We start from the raw sequence: 17,140 nt of genomic DNA, 5'->3' as shown, positions 1-17,140 counted from the left end.
AGCGTAGAGCGTAAAACCAGAATTCAAAATTAAAAATTCTAAGTTTTAAATTATAGTTTTACCTTTTTCGATTTGCGTTTTACGCTTAAACGGAGCTTTCAAATGTTAAGAACACATACTTGCGGACAATTAAACGCCTCGCTGGCAGGACAAACTGTTACCGTCTGCGGCTGGGTGCAAACCCGGCGCGACCACGGAAAACTTATTTTTATTGACTTGCGCGACCGTTACGGCTTAACTCAAGTCACATTCCTGCCTAAAGACGCCGGAGAATCTTATAAGAAAGCAGAAAGCATAAGAAGCGAATTTGTTTTAAAGGTAACCGGGTTAGTCAATAAGCGGCCGGCAAACAACATCAATCCGAATCTCGCTACCGGTCAGATAGAGCTTATCGCCAAAGACATGGAAATATTGAATTCAAGCCTTACTCCGCCGTTTGAGATTGATGACAACCTTGAAGTTACCGAAGAGATGCGGCTTAAATACCGGTATCTGGACCTAAGAAGGCCGAAGGCATTTAATAATTTCTATCTGCGCCATAAAGTTTACCAGGTCATAAGGAAGGCCTTGTGCGAAGAAAATTTCATTGAGTCGGAAACCCCGATCCTTACTAAATCCACTCCCGAAGGAGCAAGAGACTATCTGGTGCCTTCAAGGCTTAATCCGGCAGAATTCTACGCGCTTCCGCAATCACCGCAATTATTCAAACAGATACTGATGGTTTCCGGCATTGACCGCTATTTCCAGGTCGCCAAGTGTTTCCGCGATGAGGATTTAAGGGCTGACCGCCAGCCGGAATTCACCCAGCTTGACATGGAGATGTCTTTTGTCGATGAAGAAGACATCTATAATGTCATAGAAAAACTGATGTATCTTATTTTTAAAGAAACAAAAAACATTGAACTGCAGATCCCCTTTAAAAGAATAACCTATCAAGAAGCTCAAAGCAAATATCAGTCTGACAAGCCGGACTTAAGAAAAGAATTTAATGCTGAATACGCTTTTTGCTGGATCACGGATTTTCCGCTTTTTAAATATAATGATGAAGAAAAACGCTGGGAAAGTGAGCATCATCCTTTCACCTGCCCCGATACAAGCGAGCTTGAAGCGCTAAGCAAAAACCCCGATAAAATCAAATCCCGCTGTTATGACCTGGTGCTTAACGGCATAGAACTTGGTTCAGGCTCAATCAGGATTCATGACCCGAAAATGCAAGCAAAAATATTTGAAATCATCGGCATAAATAAAGAGGAGGCCCAAAAACGTTTTGGATTCCTTCTGGAGGCGTTTGAATATGGAGCGCCGCCTCACGGAGGGTTTGCCTTTGGGATTGACCGGCTTTTGGCAATATTAGCTGGCCAGTCAAGCATCCGGGAAGTAATTGCCTTCCCTAAGACCCAAAAGGCATTTTGTCCGTTAACCAGCGCCCCATCCACAGTAGACGATAAACAACTAAAAGAGCTGCATCTATTAACAATAAACCAAGGGAGGAACAAATGAAAAAAGAAAAATTGTTTTTATCTTTTGTAATCGCCGCGGCATTTCTGGCCTCTGGATGCGTGGTAAGAACTTATAAAAACACCCGAGACAGAGTAGACCAGAATCTATCCATGGGTAACCGCGGATATTTAAAAGGAAATGCTCCGGCACCAACTGCGGGCCGCGCAACTACCCGCGACACAAGAGTAGTAGAAGTAGAGCTGCACCCGCTTTTCCGTTTAGAAACCAAGCCTAAGATTCAGGAAAACGCGCCAGAGCCCGTAATCAACATTCCGGAACCTGAAGATGTAACCTACGGCAACAGGGGCTATGTTAATACCAATATTGCCCCGGTAATAACAGAGCCGGTTGTAAAAGAAGAACAATTCCGTACCTATAAAGTTGAAAAAGGTGACACATTGCAGAAAATCTCCGAAAAATTATACGGCACAACCAAAAACTGGTATAAAATATATAAGGCCAATCAGGATGTGCTAAAGTCACCAGACAAGATCCGTCCCGGACAGACCATAAAGATCCCGGACCTACCGGCTGAGAAAGTTAAAAAAGAGCCGGCGATGAAAAAAATCAAGTAATGGAAAAGTCTTTTAAATTGCGTGATCAGGCGCAGGCCCAAGCAATATTTGGGCCCTGCGACCAAAATATCCGAGCCTTAGAAAAAGAATTAAAAATAAAAACCATCCTGCAGGACGGAACCTTAAAAATAAAAGGCACGGCCAAAAGCCTTAAGAAAGCCCAGGAAATAATCGGCTATCTTTTAGAACAAACTGGTGACCATAAAACCCAGGTAGACTCTACACAGATACATCGTTTATTAAGAAACAGCCACCCGGATAAAACAGCTTTAAGCTTTCTTCCTGAAGCCAACATCTTGCGCAACACAAACAGAAAAAACCGGGTCATCGGCCCAAAGACCCAAGGGCAGCGTGAATACTTTGAGGCGATTAAACAGCACGATATCGTATTTGGCTTAGGCCCTGCCGGCACAGGCAAAACTTACCTTGCCATGGCAGCAGCGGTAGAGGCGCTTGACAAACAAGAGGTAAGAAGAATAATCCTGACCCGCCCGGCAATTGAAGCTGGAGAATCATTGGGATTTCTTCCTGGGGATATGTACGAAAAGATTTCTCCATACCTGCGGCCGCTCTACGACGCCATTTACGACATGATGGACGCGGAACGCATTGAAAAATATCTGGAAACCGGCATTGTGGAGGTAGCGCCCTTAGCCTATATGCGCGGGAGGACCTTAAACGACGCGTTTATCGTGCTTGATGAAGCGCAGAACTGCACTATAGAACAAATGAAGATGTTTTTAACCCGCCTTGGCTTTGATTCCAAGGCGGTTATTACCGGAGATATTACCCAAAGCGACCTTCCTAACGGCAAGCCCATGGGGCTGTTGCAGGCAAGAGAAATACTGCAGGGAATAGAAGGGATTAAATTTATAGAACTAAGCGGGTCGGATGTAGTAAGGCATGCTTTAGTGCAAAAGATAATTGAAGCCTACGATAAAACAAAACACATATGATAAACAAGCATACTTCCATATTCATTAAATTCATATCTGCTTCCGGGATACTTTTTGCGCTTAGCTACATCTTAGGGGTAAACAATCTAATTGCGCTTCTGCTTCTTGCGCTAGTATTATACGCGCGCATATATTTTCCTAACCTTAAAAACGAAAATTTCCGGATTTTAAACTTATCGCTTCTTTTTACCCTGTTTTTTTATTTGTCCTATACGATCACCAAGCAGGGATGGCCGGCGTTATTTATCCCTTTTTCTGGCATAGGCATATTATCCATGCTTATCTTTGATAATCTGGTAATTGCGCTATTGCTGGTGGTGGCATCATCCATGGCTATAGCGGCAATAAATGGCAACAACCTATCTTTTGGATTGTTGTCATTGGTAAGCGGATTGCTGGCGGTGCTGCTTGTAAAAGGAGCAAGAAGAAGAGGAGTGATCATCCGCAGCGGAGTGATCTTAGGGCTCTTGCAGGCGCTGATGCTCTTTTTAATTAAAGGCCCGGGATATTACCAGGCCAAGGATTACATATTTATAGCATTAAACCCCGTAGTTTACAGCTTCTTGATATTAGGGACCTTGCCGGTATTTGAATACTTATTTAACGCCTTTACCAACATAAGCCTCCTGGAATTGGCGGACTTTAATCATCCGCTTCTTCAAAGAATGATCATGGAAGCCCCCGGCACTTACCACCACAGCCTTGTGGTGGGAAACTTAGCAGAAACCGCCGCCAAGGCAGTGGGAGCGCACACGCTTCTAGCGCGCATCGGAGCCTATTACCATGACATCGGAAAACTCTCCAAGCCGGATTATTTTAGCGAAAATCAAGCTTTAACCGTGAACAAACACGATGATCTTGCCCCCTCCATAAGCAAGCTGGTGATCATGAACCATGTGAAGGAAGGGGTAGAATTGGCCCAAAAGTATCATCTCAACCCGCGGATAATTGATTTTATCCAACAGCACCACGGCTCCAGCTTAGTATATTATTTCTACCGCAGGGCCATTGAAAATCAGGAGGAAGAAAAAAATATAGAAGAAGACGGATTCCGTTACCCCGGGCCCAAACCCGGCTCCAAGGAAACCGCGATAGTAATGTTGGCGGATTCAGTAGAAGCAGCCAGCCGCTGTCTCAAAGAACCCACCCCCGCAAAAATAGAAGAACTGGTGCACAAGATCATTAATAATAAATTCATCGACGGACAACTTGACGAATGCGAACTTACTCTCAAGGAAATCGAAGTAATCGCTAAAGTATTCGTGCGTATCTTATCCGGAATATACCACGGAAGAGTGAATTACCCAAAAGCTTAAAAAAGCCACGTGCAAAAACCAGAAATAAACATCCTTAACCTACAAAAAAATATCCGTTTAGGCGCCAAAGAAATAAAAAACATCAAGAAGATAGTGTTACTGGCGCTTAAAAGTCAATCTGATGCCTTATTGCGAAAGATAAATATCTGTTTGATGGATAATCAAAAGATAAAAAAGCTTAACAAAAAACACCTGAAGGCTGACCATCCCACTGATGTCTTGGCATTTAACATTGAAGAAACAGGGGAAATCGCCATATCCGCCCAACAGGCAAAAATAAACGCCAAAGCTTACAAAACAGAAGATTTAGATGAGCTGTACCTATACGTGGCCCACGGATGCTTACATCTTTTAGGCTATGATGACAATACCGCAATGAAGCGGGAACTCATGCAAAACAAAGCTTCAAAAATACTACAAAACCTCTAAAATGGCCATACTCAAGAACGAAGCAATCGTATTAAGGAAATTTGATTTTCGCGAGACATCGCTAATCGCGCATTTCTACACCCGCGAATTTGGCAAAGTGCACGGGCTGTTAAAAGGCATCCGCAAGGACCCTAAGAAATTCGCCAGCACGGTGGAGATATTCTCCCTAAACGAGATCATCTTCTATCAAAGCCGGCATTCCACTTTGCATCTTGTGTCACACTGCGACTTAAAGGATAACTTTACCAATATCCGCTCCAACCTTTCTAAGATCTCCATGGCCAGCTCCATAGTAGAGCTTCTGGATGCCCTGACGCAGGAAGAAGATAAAAACGAATCGCTTTTTGATCTGGCGTTTATTTGCTTAAAAGAATTGGAAACCTATCCTAATCCGGAAAAGATCCTGACCATCTTTAAAATAAAGTCGCTTGCCCTGTCAGGATTTAAGCCTAATTTTGACTCCTGCGTTTCCTGCAACAACAAGATCTTTGACCAGTCAAAATTCTCCCTTGTTATGGGCGGGCTTTTATGCGAAAGGTGTTTTAAAAAAGACTTAAAGGCGCGCAGTATATTCCGCGGCACAACTGCGTCGATTGTGCATATTCAGAAAAATGATTTTCGCGCGAATTTAACTTTAGGCATGAACCCGGAAATAAAGAAGGAGCTGGAATCGATATTAAACGCCTTCTTGACTTTTCATCTGGACAAACAGCTTAAGGCGCAGAAAATAACGGAAAAAATAACTGAAGATCCGCAATTAACTGCTCTTGTGGAGGAGGTTTAAAATGAAAATCACTATTGTGGGCGCTGGTGCAATAGGATGCCTCTTGGGTGGGTTACTGGCCAAATCAAAACAGGAAGTTTTCTTCTTAGATAAAAACAGCTCACGCGCTGCCGCTTTAAACAAAGAGGGGATAAATGTTGAGGGGATTTCTGGAAAGTGGCAGGTTAAAGCCCAAGTAAATGAATCGGCCAAAGAAATCGGCGCGTCAGACTTGGTGATAATCTGTGTAAAATCCTATGACACTAAAAGCGCGATTGAAAAAATAGCCCCGTTAGTGGGGGAACGCACAAAAATCTTGACCTTACAGAATGGTTTGGGAAATGTTGAGATAATTTCCGAAGCCTTTGGCGAAGAAAAAGTTATTGCCGGGTCAACCAGTTTAGGGGCAACTTGGCTTAAGCCGGGCTACATCCGCCATGCCGGGCTTGGTGAAACAACTATCGGCCTGATGGACGGCTCAATGCCAGTTGAAATGCGCCATATCCGCGAAGCGTTTAATAAAGCAGGTATAGAAACTAAACTTTGCCGGGACATTAAAGGTCTTCTCTGGTCTAAACTTATCATTAATGTCGGGATCAATCCTTTGGCGGCAATTACTCGTTTACCGAATGGAAAATTAGTGCAGCTTGAGAATACCAAAAGAATAATGCGCGCGGCAGTTATTGAAGCGGTAAAGGTAGCCAAGAGAAAAAGAATTAAGCTTATTTATGATGATCCGCTTGCCAAAGTAGAGGCGGTCTGCGAAACCACAGCTTGCAATATCTGCTCCATGCTTCAAGATATCTTACGTCACAAAAAAACCGAAATTGATTTTATAAATGGCACTATTGTACGCTTAGGACAGGAATTAGGTATACCAGTTCCAGTAAATAGTCTTCTTGTAGATTTGGTCAAAGCTATTGAAGCAAGTTAAAATAAGGGGGACGGTTCTAAATATAAGTGAGCATTGGTGGCTTAAGGGTTTTTGCTGGAGGCGCATTAAGAAATTAAAAAATAGTTTCAGAACTCGAAACTAAGCTGAATTTGACAGTTTTCGAGCGAATGGAAATTTTAGGCAAAGCAGCTCGAGTATTTTTGAGAATCCCAAGGCCGCGACCGACCGGGCGCGGCAATTTGGGACGGCGATGCTGTCCGAGGAGCATTTGCTAGAGCAAATGCGACGAGTTCAGCAGCCGCCAAAAATACGAGAGACCTTTGCCGGCCACGCCGAAGGCGGGGCAAAATCGACCTGAGCGAGAAAATTGGCAAATTCAGCTTATCCTAATAACATGTTAAATTCAGAAATTGCCGAGATATTTCAGCAGATTGCGGAATTATTGGAGATAAAGGGTGAGAATTTTTTTAAGATTCGCGCCTATCAACGCGCCAGCCGCACAGTAGAAAACTTAGAAGAAGAAATTGAAGAAGTCGCAAACAAAGGCGCCTTGCGTGAATTGCCCGGCATTGGAGCGGATCTCTCCGAGAAAATCAAAGAATATATCGCAACCGGAACCATCAAAACCTACGAAGAACTAAGAAAATCTCTTCCTCCGGGAATCTTAGAATTAACCTCTGTGCCGTCCATTGGCCCCAAAACCGCGCAAACCTTATACCAAAAATTAAATATCACAAGTATTTCTTCTTTAGAAGAAGCGCTCAAGCAAAATAAGCTTTCCGAAGTTGCCGGCTTCAAAGAAAAAACTATTCTTAATATAAAAGAGGGAATTCTTTTAGCCAAAGAAAAACAGGCCTTTGATAAACTCACCCTTAAGCAATTAACCGAACTCTACAGCATAAATTATAAGCCTCAAGGCAACTTTCCCAACCTGATCAAGCTTGAAGATATAAAAGGCGACTTGCACATGCATTCTACATTCTCCGACGGAGCAGGCTCCATAGAAGAAATGGCGCTTGCCGCCAAAGAGAGAGGATATAGTTATATTGCCATTACCGACCATTCGCAGGGTTTAAGAATTGCCAATGGCCTTGATGAGGAAGCACTTAAAAAGAAACGCGCGGAAATAGATAAAGTAAACGCAAAGCTTAAAGGCATTCAGGTTCTTTTTGGAACTGAAACCGATATTAAGGGCGATGGAAGCCTTGACTATAGCGATGCGATACTCTCCCAGTTTGATATTGTCATTGCCGCCATACACAGCGGATTTAAGCAGGAACAAGAGAAAATAACCAAGCGCGTTATCTTGGCTTGCAAAAATAAATATGTGCATATTATCGCGCACCCCACCGGAAGATTAGCGGGATCGCGTAATCCTTCGGACATTAATATGAAGGAATTATTAAAAACAGCTAAGGACACCAACACTACCTTAGAACTAAATTCTTTTCCCAACCGTCTTGACTTAAATCCCGAACACTGCCGTCTGGCAAAAGAAAATGGCGTGCGCGTATCAATAGACACTGATTCACACGGCATAGAACATTTAAAATTTATGGAACTTGGTATTGGGGTTGCGCGCAAAGGATGCCTTGAAACAAGCGACGTTCTAAATACGCTACCACTAGAGAAATTACTAAAAACAATCAGAAAATAACCAAAGATCAAATAATGACCGATAATCAAACACCGATAACCAAACATAAAACACCAAATAACCAAACTAAAAAATGGTTTGGAAGATTGGATATTGGGATTTGGAATTTATTTGGGATTTGGATATTGGGATTTGGAATTTTGATGCAGTGCTGTTATGGAGAACCTTTTCATAAAGATACTCAACTACTGATGGGCACCTTCGCGGAAGTAACTTCTGATGATCCGCGCGCTGCAAAGATTGTCTTTGATGAAATAAAGCGCATAGAAAAACTGATGAGTAAATACGACGAACAAAGTGAAATCTACGCGCTTAATAAAAACTCTCAAGCCAAAGTTTCCCAGGAAACATTTGACCTTCTTAAAAAATCAGTCTGGTTTTCTAAAATAACCCGCGGCGCGTTTGATATTACCGTGGGGCCAATCGTTAAGCTTTGGGGTTTTAGCGACAAAAAATACCGCAAGCCCAAAAACGAAGAAATCAAGCAAGCCCTGAAACTTGTGGGCAGCAAAAAATTAATCTTTAACCTTAAGGATAATGTGGTAAAATTAACTGTTCCCGGAGCAAGCGTTGACTTAGGAGGAATCGCCAAAGGATACGCTATAGATTGCGCGGTAGAGAAATTAAAAGAAGCCGGCATAAAAAGCTGCCTAATAAATTTAGGCGGGCAGGTCTATGGCTTAGGGGATAAAGCTGGTATCCCATGGGAAGTAGCCATACAAAAACCGCGCTCAAAGAAATACATCAAGAGGCTGCAATTAAAAGACCGGGGAATTTCTACCTCCGGAGATTACGAGCAGTTTTTTATCTTAGACGGTGTGCGTTATACGCACATATTTGATCCCCGGACAGGACGCCCGGCGCAAAACAATATTTTATCAGTAAGCGTAGTTTCTGAAAACGCCCTTGAGGCAGACGCGCTTTCTACAGCGATTTTTGTTTTAGGAAAAAAACCCGCGGCAGAGCTTTTAAAAGAATTCCCAAACGCGCAGGTTAATATCATCGAGGAAAAAGATGTTCACCATATTGGAAAATAAACCCTTAAATAGCGCGGTAAACAAGCTTATTATTAAGGCAGAGCAAATCGCATCAAGCGCCAAGGCCGGTCAATTCGTAGTTATACTTATAGACGATAAAGGTGAACGCATTCCGCTGACTCTTTCAGACTGGGATAAACAGCAAGGGACAATTACGCTTATTGCCCAAATAGCCGGCGCAACTACCAAAAAACTTTCACAACTTAAAGCAGGCGATTCTATTGCGCATATCTTGGGGCCTTTGGGGCACCCCACCGAAACAGAAAAAATAGGGACTGTTGTTTGCGTAGCTGGAGGAGTAGGAATAGCCGAAATCTACCCTGTGGCAAAGGCTTTTAAAGAAGCGGGAAACCGCGTATTATCTATAATCGGAGCGCGCACCCAGGAACTACTTATTCTCCAGGAAGAAGTAAAAAGATTCTCAGACGAATTATTCATTACTACCGACGATGGGTCTTTAGGGAGAAAATCCCTTGTTACCGAGCCATTAAAAGAATTGTTTTCATCAATAGAAAAATCCACCCACACCAAATACCCGGATTTAGTTTATGTGATCGGGCCGGTAGTGATGATGAAGGCGGTTTCTGATCTGACCAAAGAATACTCCATTAAAACTATCGCCAGCCTTAATCCGATCATGGTAGATGCCACCGGCATGTGCGGCTCTTGCCGTTGCAGTGTGGACGGAAAAACTAAATATGCCTGCGTGGATGGGCCGGATTTTGACGCGCACAAAGTTGATTTTAACGAATTGTCGCAAAGATTAAGATTATTTAACACCCAGGAAAAAACTGTTTTGTAAAAATGAGAAAAAATCCTGCTACTTTAGAAATGCAAAAACGGCTTTCTTCTTTTAGCGAGGTTTCCTTGGGGCTTACCAAAGAACAGGCCAAAGAAGAGGCCGGCCGCTGTTTGCAATGCAAAAACTCACCTTGTATAAGTGGCTGTCCAGTCAACATTCAGATCCCGGATTTCATAAAAATGATTAAAGAAGACAGGCCTGAAGAGGCATTAAAGAAGATTCTGGAAAAAAATAACCTTCCGGCAGTCTGCGGAAGGGTCTGCCCGCAGGAAAATCAATGCGAAAAAGCTTGTGTTTTGCAGAAAAAGAATATGCCGATTAATATCGGGGCCCTTGAGCGCTATGTCTCAGATTATGCAAGCCAGGAACAGGGTATAATCGAAAACAAAGCCAAAAAAGATAAGGTTGCCGTCGTGGGAAGCGGCCCGGCAGGATTAACCTGCGCCGCGGACCTGGCGAAATCCGGATACGCGGTTGTTATCTTTGAATCACTGCATCAAGCTGGCGGAGTATTGCGTTACGGCATACCGGAATTCCGTTTACCGAAAAAAATATTAGACCGGGAATTGGAATACATAAAAAGTTTGGGCGTAAATATAAAACTTAACGCGCTTATCGGCCGCACCCAGACAATAGAGGGCTTGTTTAAAGAAGGCTTTCGGGCTGTGTTTATCGCAACCGGGGCAGGCCTGCCGCAAACATTGGGCATTCCGGGAGAAAATGCTAATTTAGTTTATTCGGCAAATGAATTCTTAACCCGCGTAAACCTGATGAAGGCCTATCAATTCCCTGAATACGCAACTCCGATAAACATAGGAGAAAATGTCGTGGTGGTGGGAGCAGGCAATGTCGCAATTGACTGCGCCCGTATCGCCAAGCGCCTGAATAAAAATGTAACTTTGGTTTACCGAAGAAGCGAAAATGAAATGCCGGCGCGCGCCGAAGAAGTCACTCATGCCAAAGAAGAGCAAATAAATCTTAAACTTCTTACCCAGCCGGTAAAAATAATTACCGATGAAAAAAACTTTATCAAAGAAATAGCTTGTATTAAAATGGAACTAGGCGATGCTGACGCAAGCGGAAGAAAAAGGCCTGTCCCGGTTAAAGGCTCAGAATTTAATATAAAGGCTGACACCTTAATTGTAGCAATAGGGCAAAATCCTAACCCGCTTATACCAGCCTTGACCAAAGACCTAGCCATAAATAAAAATGGAACAATTGTTGTAGATGAAAATTGCATGACTTCTATTAAAGGCGTTTTTGCCGGGGGGGATATCACTACCGGAGCTGACACAGTTATCTCGGCAATGGGCGCGGGAAAGAAAGCCGCAGAGGAAATCGATAAATATATAAAACATAACCTCTGATCTTTTTAGATCCACTTTTGACTTTTTACTTGAACTTTTGACTTTTTACTTTTAACTTTTTACTTATTTATATGAAACTCACTATCCAAGATATTCTTAATCTAAAACACTCTCGCAAAATCACAATGTTGACTGCCTATGATTACCCTACATCCGCGCTTGTAGATAAAGCCGGAATAGATATGATCCTGGTTGGTGATTCCTTGGCCAATGTAGTTTTAGGGCTTGACTCTACGACAAAAGTAGGCATGACAGAAATGCTCTACCACTCTAAAGCAGTAACGCGGGCAGTCAAACACGCGCTTGTGGTGGGGGACATGCCTTTTGATTCTTACCAATTGGACTACCTTAAGGCAAAAGACAATGCCAGGCGTTTTATAGATGAAGCTAATTGCGACGCGGTAAAACTAGAATGGTTTGATAAATGCCTTCAGGCAACCGAAGAAATCGTGAAAGCGAAAATACCGGTTATCGGCCATATTGGGCTGACCCCCCAAACCGTGGATAAAATCGGCGGCTTTAAAGTCCAAGGCAAAGATGCCCAAGCTGCGGAAAACCTGATTAAGCAAGCCGAACAGCTTGAACAGTTAGGCTGTTTCGCGTTAGTTCTTGAATGTGTGCCGGAACAAATCGCCAAAATCATCACCGACAAATTAAAAATCCCGGTAATCGGCATTGGCGCCGGGGTTAATTGCGACGGACAGGTCCTGGTCATCCACGACCTTTTAGGCCTATGCGACAGGTTCAAGCCGAAATTTGTCAAACAATACGTAAATCTCTCCGCGCAAATACAAAAAGCCGTAGAGCTTTATAAAGATGAAGTCATCCAGCAAAAATTCCCCGGAAAAGAGCACACTTTCACCATAAAAGAAGAGGAACTGAAAAAATTACAATCATGAGAATAAAACCTCTTAAAATATTTTCCACACTTATCTTTATCGGCTTGAGCGGCTGGTTTATTGCTATATTCGCCGGGCCAAAGCTATTGCAGATGTATGTGCGCGCCGGCCTTGGCAACGGCAAAGATCAACCGGTTTTTTCTATGTCCATAGAAGGCAAGATCCAAGCGCCAGTCCCCAACCAAAGCTATATAGACCAGCTTAAGCAATTTCAGGTCGAAAATGTAAAAATAAGCGTGCCCAAAGAATTTACCGTAGTAAAGCAAACTTCCACTAAACGCTATTATAAGAAATGGCACAAGCCTGAAAACAAAGCCATCATCTACGTCGTGCATCAACCTAAAGATTTCTTTATCCGGCTTTATCCGGAAGTAAAGAAAGACGCGGTAGTAAACGACTACCAGTTTATCAGGCGCACTATGCAGGCAAAAATAAGCGAGGTTAAAAACCTGCATGACGCCTTTTTTCTGATCATTAAAACAATATTCACCCCTGACGTAGGAGAACAGGAAAACTTGAAGATAATGGAGTTTGCTTCTGCAGGCAAAAAGGGCTTTGTTACCTATAATTTGAGCAAAAAAGGCGGATACTTTAATTTTAATTTTATAGGAGAAAAGGCAGACTATTTCGGTGTTTATATCAAGGACATCCCGCCCACTTTAGACCTGAATAAAGCATTGGATATCATATCCACAATTGAATCAACAAACTAGCATTTGGATGCCTTAAGGTATTTTGAAAAGACTTGACTTTTAAGCTGTTTCGCGCTAAAAATAGAGTTCTATGGATAACAGCGTGATGGACAAGATTGCGTCACTTTGCAAGCGCCGCGGGTTTATTTTTCAGTCTTCTGAAGTATACGGGGGCTTAAGCAATACCTGGGATTACGGGCCGTTTGGGGTAGAATTAAAGAACAACCTGAAGCAAAACTGGTGGAAGACAAACGTCCACCAAAGATACGATATTTACGGGATGGACGCTGCTATTCTGATGAACCCTAAGGTCTGGCAGGCATCAGGCCACGTAGATAATTTCTTTGACCTTAAAAGCGAATGTAAATCCTGCAAGAAACGTTTTAAGACCGAGGACCTGAAAGATAAAAATAAGTGCCCGGAATGCGGCTCGCAATTAACCGATGCCAGGGCGTTTAACTTGATGTTTAAGACCCATCAGGGCCCGGTAGAAGACGACTCTAATCTTATCTATCTTCGCCCGGAAACAGCCCAGGGAATCTTTGTCAATTTTATCAATGTGATGGACTCCAAGCATCCGAAACTGCCTTTTGGCATAGCGCAAATCGGCAAATCTTTCCGCAATGAAATCACTCCGGGAAATTTTACCTTCCGCACCCGTGAATTTGAGCAGATGGAAATTGAGTATTTCGTGCGCCCGGAAGAAGCCGAAAACTCTTACCAAGCATGGGTAGAAGAACGCTTTAATTGGTATCTTGGATTAGGCATCAAACCGGAAAACTTGCGCAAAAGAGAGCACGCCAAGGACGAACTAGCCCACTACGCTAAAGGCTGCACGGATATTGAATACAACTTCCCGTTTGGCTGGTCTGAGCTGGAAGGCATCGCCAATAGAAGTGATTTTGACCTGCGCCAGCACGCGCAGGCAAGCGGCAAGGATTTTTCTTATTTTAACGAAGCTTCTAAGGAAAGGTTTTTGCCTTATATTATCGAACCCTCTGGCGGGGTGGACAGGGCGACCCTGGCTTTTATGGTTGATGCCTACGCTGAAGAAAAAGTAAAAGACGATACCCGCGTAGTCATGAAATTAAACAAGGCGCTCTCTGCGGTAAAGGTAGCGGTTTTGCCGCTTTTAAAAAACCGGCCCGCGATAGTAGAACTGGCCAAAAAGATCTCCGGAGATTTGAAAAAAAGTTTTACTGCCGTTTATGATGATACCGCGGCCATCGGCAAGCTCTACCGCAGGCAGGACGAAGTAGGCACTCTTTATTGCGTAACTATTGATGTGCAATCTTTGGAAGACAACCGAGTTACTGTGCGCGACCGCGACACAATGTTACAGGAAAGAATTCAGGTGGATAGATTAAAACAATACCTAATAGAAAAGTTAAATGACGTTACATGAGGTTGCAAAAAAAGATTTTAAGCAACCTCATTTAACATCATGTAACATTATTTAACCTTATTTAACCTTAACCAGAAAGGCAGGGTTTTAAAGACAATGGCAACAAAAAAGAACGTGTATTCTTTCGGTGGCGGCAAGGCAGACGGCAATGAAAGCATGAAAAATCTCCTGGGCGGCAAAGGAGCCAACTTGGCAGAGATGGCAGGCCACAAAGATCTAAAACTTCCTGTGCCTCCGGGATTCACTATTACAACTGACGTTTGTGTTTATTATTATAAAGCCAAGAAAACCTATCCCAAGGGCCTGCGCCAAGAAGTGGAAAAGGCGCTGGAAAAGGTAGAAAAACTCATGGGCAGGAAATTTGGAGACGCCAACAATCCGCTTCTTGTATCTGTGCGCTCTGGAGCCAGAAAATCCATGCCCGGGATGATGGAAACCGTGCTTAATGTAGGGTTAACCGAGAAGACGATCCCCGGATTAATCAAGCAAAGCGGCGGCAACGCGCGTTTTGTCTATGATGCCTACAGAAGGCTGATTATGATGTACTCCGACGTAGTCATGGAAAAGGCAGCTGGTGTTGAGCCCAAGGATGAAGAAGGCATCCGTAAACAGCTTGAAAAGATCATGGCCCAGATGAAAAAAGAAAAAGGCTGCAATTCCGATACTGACCTTACCCATGAAGACTTAAAACAGCTGTGCATTTTATTCAAAGGAAAGATCAAGGAAGTTTTAAATAAAGAATTCCCTGATGATCCCATTGAGCAGCTTTGGGGCGGGATAAGCGCGGTATTTTCTTCATGGAACGGAAAACGCGCGATAAGCTACCGCAGGATCGAAAGCATTCCAGATGAATGGGGCACAGCGGTAAACGTGCAAACCATGGTCTTTGGGAATATGGGCAATGATTCGGCAACCGGAGTTGCCTTTAGCAGAAATCCCGGAAACGGAGAAAATAATTTCTACGGCGAATTCCTCATCAACGCCCAAGGCGAAGACGTGGTCGCTGGCATCAGGACCCCCGCGCCGATAAATGAATACTCCAAATCCGAACACAACAAGGCATTGTTGACTCTTGAAAAAGCAATGCCCAAACTTTACAAAGAATTAGCTGAATACCGCGCCAGATTAGAAAAACACTACCGCGATATGCAGGATATTGAATTTACTATTGAAAAGGGAAGGCTGTTTATGCTGCAGTGCCGCGTCGGGAAACGTAACGGCCCGGCAGCAGTGCGCATGGCAGTTGACATGACCAAAGAAAAACTTATCACCAAAGAAACAGCGGTGATGCGCGTAACCCCCAGCCAGTTAGACGAATTACTGCATCCGATCATCAACCCCAAAGTAGAGCTTGCCAGCAAACCTTTAGCCAAAGGCCTTCCCGCTGGTCCGGGCGGAGCAACAGGGCAAATCGTCTTTAGCGCCCAAGAAGCTGTGGCATGGGCAAAACTGAATAAAAAAGTCATCCTGGTGCGCGAAGAAACCAATCCCGAAGACGTTGAGGGCATGCGCGCGGCACAGGCGATTTTAACCGCAAGAGGAGGCATGACCTCGCACGCGGCATTAGTTGCCCGCGGTTGGGGAAAATGCTGCATTGTAGGATGTTCTTCTATACACATAGACTACCATAAAAAAGAGCTGCATATTGACAACAAGATCTTAAGGGAAGGCGAATGGATTACCTTAAATGGCACCAAAGGCAATGTCTATGAAGGCGAACTTCCCATGATGGATTCTTCTGAAGAAAACATGCTCTTAACTGAATTCCTGAAAATGTGCAAGGAATCCAAAAAATTAGGCATCCGCACCAACGCTGACACCCCAGAAGATTCCAAGAGGGCGCGTCAGTTTGGCGCTGAAGGTTTAGGGCTTTTCCGCACCGAACATATGTTCTATGGAAAAGGCTCTGACCAGCCGCTATTTTTACTTAGGAAAATGATTGTTTCTAAAACTCTGGATGAGCGCAAAAAAGCCCTGGGAGAGTTGTTCCCGTTTGTGAAAAAAGATATTAAGGCAACCCTTGATGCCATGGACGCGCTCCCAGTTGTCTTTCGCTTATTGGATCCGCCATTGCATGAATTTGTCCCGCGCGAACAAGCTAAACTGGAATCGCTTGCCAAGGAACTTAATATCAGCATGGAAGAACTAACCAGCCGCGCCGAGGCGCTTCATGAGTCAAACCCGATGATGGGCCACCGCGGAGTGCGTTTAGGAGTGACCTATCCGGAAGTAAGCATGATGCAGATCCAGGCGATCTTTGAGGCATCCGCGGAATTGCTCAAAGAAGGCAAAAAGCCTTACCCGGAGATCATGATCCCGGTTGTCTGCGATGTCAAAGAATTAGACGACCAATTGGCGCTTGCCAAAAAGGTTTACGAGGATGTTTTAAAGAAATTCAATCTCTCCAAAATCAAACATATGTTCGGAACCATGATTGAGATTCCGCGCGCGGCATTCGTATCTGGCAAAATTGCGCAGGTCGCGCAATTCTTCTCATTCGGAACCAATGACTTAACCCAAATGGGTTTTGGTTTCTCAAGAGATGATATCGGGGGGTTCCTGCCGGATTACATCAAAAAGGGAATCTTGCCCGAAGACCCGTTCCAGACCATTGACCAGGAAGGCATTGGAGAATTAATTAAAATCAGCATTGAGCGCGGCCGCAAGACACGCAAAGACCTTGAAGTAGGCATCTGCGGCGAGCATGGGGGAGACCCTAGGACCGTAGAGTTCTGCCATAAGGTAGGCATGAACTATGTCAGCTGTTCGCCATTCAGGGTCCCGATAGCAACCTTAGCAGCAGCGCAGGCAGCGTTAAAGGAAAAGAAAGCAAAGAAAAAATAAAAC

Annotated in this window: 15 protein-coding genes; all 15 read left to right on the top strand. The window is 43.8% G+C overall.

The features are described 5' to 3' along the window. Positions 1-102 precede the first annotated feature (102 nt). Entirely contained in the window at positions 103-1,500 is a 1,398-nt protein-coding gene (aspS, locus tag MUF05_02325) for an aspartate--tRNA ligase (GenBank protein MCU0665916.1), read from the top strand. Continuing rightward, on the top strand, positions 1,497-2,075 hold the full coding sequence (locus MUF05_02320; GenBank protein ID MCU0665915.1) for a LysM peptidoglycan-binding domain-containing protein: 579 nt from the start codon (positions 1,497-1,499) through the stop codon (positions 2,073-2,075). Before aspS ends, MUF05_02320 begins: the two co-directional genes overlap by 4 nt. Next, positions 2,075-3,031, top strand: coding sequence for a PhoH family protein (locus MUF05_02315; protein MCU0665914.1), 957 nt, complete (start codon positions 2,075-2,077; stop codon positions 3,029-3,031). The genes MUF05_02320 and MUF05_02315 overlap by 1 nt, the downstream gene beginning before the upstream one ends. Continuing rightward, on the top strand, positions 3,028-4,347 hold the full coding sequence (locus MUF05_02310) for an HDIG domain-containing protein (protein ID MCU0665913.1): 1,320 nt from the start codon (positions 3,028-3,030) through the stop codon (positions 4,345-4,347). Before MUF05_02315 ends, MUF05_02310 begins: the two co-directional genes overlap by 4 nt. A 9-nt stretch (positions 4,348-4,356) precedes the next feature. Beyond that, a complete protein-coding gene (gene ybeY, locus MUF05_02305) occupies positions 4,357-4,776 on the top strand; it encodes an rRNA maturation RNase YbeY (protein ID MCU0665912.1) in 420 nt (139 codons plus the stop codon). 1 nt (position 4,777) lies between these two features. Next, positions 4,778-5,560 (top strand): DNA repair protein RecO, encoded by a 783-nt coding sequence (gene recO / locus MUF05_02300; protein ID MCU0665911.1) that lies wholly within the window; start codon positions 4,778-4,780, stop codon positions 5,558-5,560. Position 5,561: 1 nt separating this feature from the next. Further along, complete coding sequence (locus MUF05_02295; GenBank protein ID MCU0665910.1) at positions 5,562-6,473, top strand: 2-dehydropantoate 2-reductase; 912 nt, start codon at positions 5,562-5,564, stop codon at positions 6,471-6,473. A gap of 355 nt (positions 6,474-6,828) precedes the next feature. Next, entirely contained in the window at positions 6,829-8,091 is a 1,263-nt protein-coding gene (locus MUF05_02290; protein MCU0665909.1) for a PHP domain-containing protein, read from the top strand. Between the two features lie 14 nt (positions 8,092-8,105). Then, on the top strand, positions 8,106-9,128 hold the full coding sequence (locus MUF05_02285) for an FAD:protein FMN transferase (protein MCU0665908.1): 1,023 nt from the start codon (positions 8,106-8,108) through the stop codon (positions 9,126-9,128). Next, complete coding sequence (locus MUF05_02280; protein MCU0665907.1) at positions 9,106-9,930, top strand: sulfide/dihydroorotate dehydrogenase-like FAD/NAD-binding protein; 825 nt, start codon at positions 9,106-9,108, stop codon at positions 9,928-9,930. The genes MUF05_02285 and MUF05_02280 overlap by 23 nt, the downstream gene beginning before the upstream one ends. A 2-nt stretch (positions 9,931-9,932) precedes the next feature. Beyond that, positions 9,933-11,297 (top strand): NADPH-dependent glutamate synthase, encoded by a 1,365-nt coding sequence (gltA, locus tag MUF05_02275; GenBank protein ID MCU0665906.1) that lies wholly within the window; start codon positions 9,933-9,935, stop codon positions 11,295-11,297. A 71-nt stretch (positions 11,298-11,368) separates the two neighbouring features. Further along, the gene (panB, locus tag MUF05_02270) at positions 11,369-12,196 is read left to right on the top strand and encodes a 3-methyl-2-oxobutanoate hydroxymethyltransferase (protein MCU0665905.1); all 828 of its coding nucleotides are present in this window, start codon (positions 11,369-11,371) and stop codon (positions 12,194-12,196) included. Beyond that, positions 12,193-12,909, top strand: a complete 717-nt coding sequence (locus MUF05_02265; GenBank protein ID MCU0665904.1) for a hypothetical protein — start codon at positions 12,193-12,195, stop codon at positions 12,907-12,909. Before panB ends, MUF05_02265 begins: the two co-directional genes overlap by 4 nt. A 70-nt stretch (positions 12,910-12,979) precedes the next feature. Next, the gene (locus MUF05_02260; protein ID MCU0665903.1) at positions 12,980-14,293 is read left to right on the top strand and encodes a glycine--tRNA ligase; all 1,314 of its coding nucleotides are present in this window, start codon (positions 12,980-12,982) and stop codon (positions 14,291-14,293) included. A 96-nt stretch (positions 14,294-14,389) separates the two neighbouring features. Further along, positions 14,390-17,137, top strand: coding sequence for a pyruvate, phosphate dikinase (gene ppdK / locus MUF05_02255; GenBank protein MCU0665902.1), 2,748 nt, complete (start codon positions 14,390-14,392; stop codon positions 17,135-17,137). The last annotated feature ends 3 nt before the right edge of the window (positions 17,138-17,140 follow it).

The organism is Candidatus Omnitrophota bacterium (genome assembly GCA_025453395.1).
In the GTDB taxonomy this organism is placed as follows: Bacteria; Omnitrophota; Gorgyraeia; order Gygaellales; family Profunditerraquicolaceae; genus JAlOQK01.
Note: the sequence above shows the minus strand (reverse complement) of the source record. Positions and strands in the feature narration are given on the sequence as shown.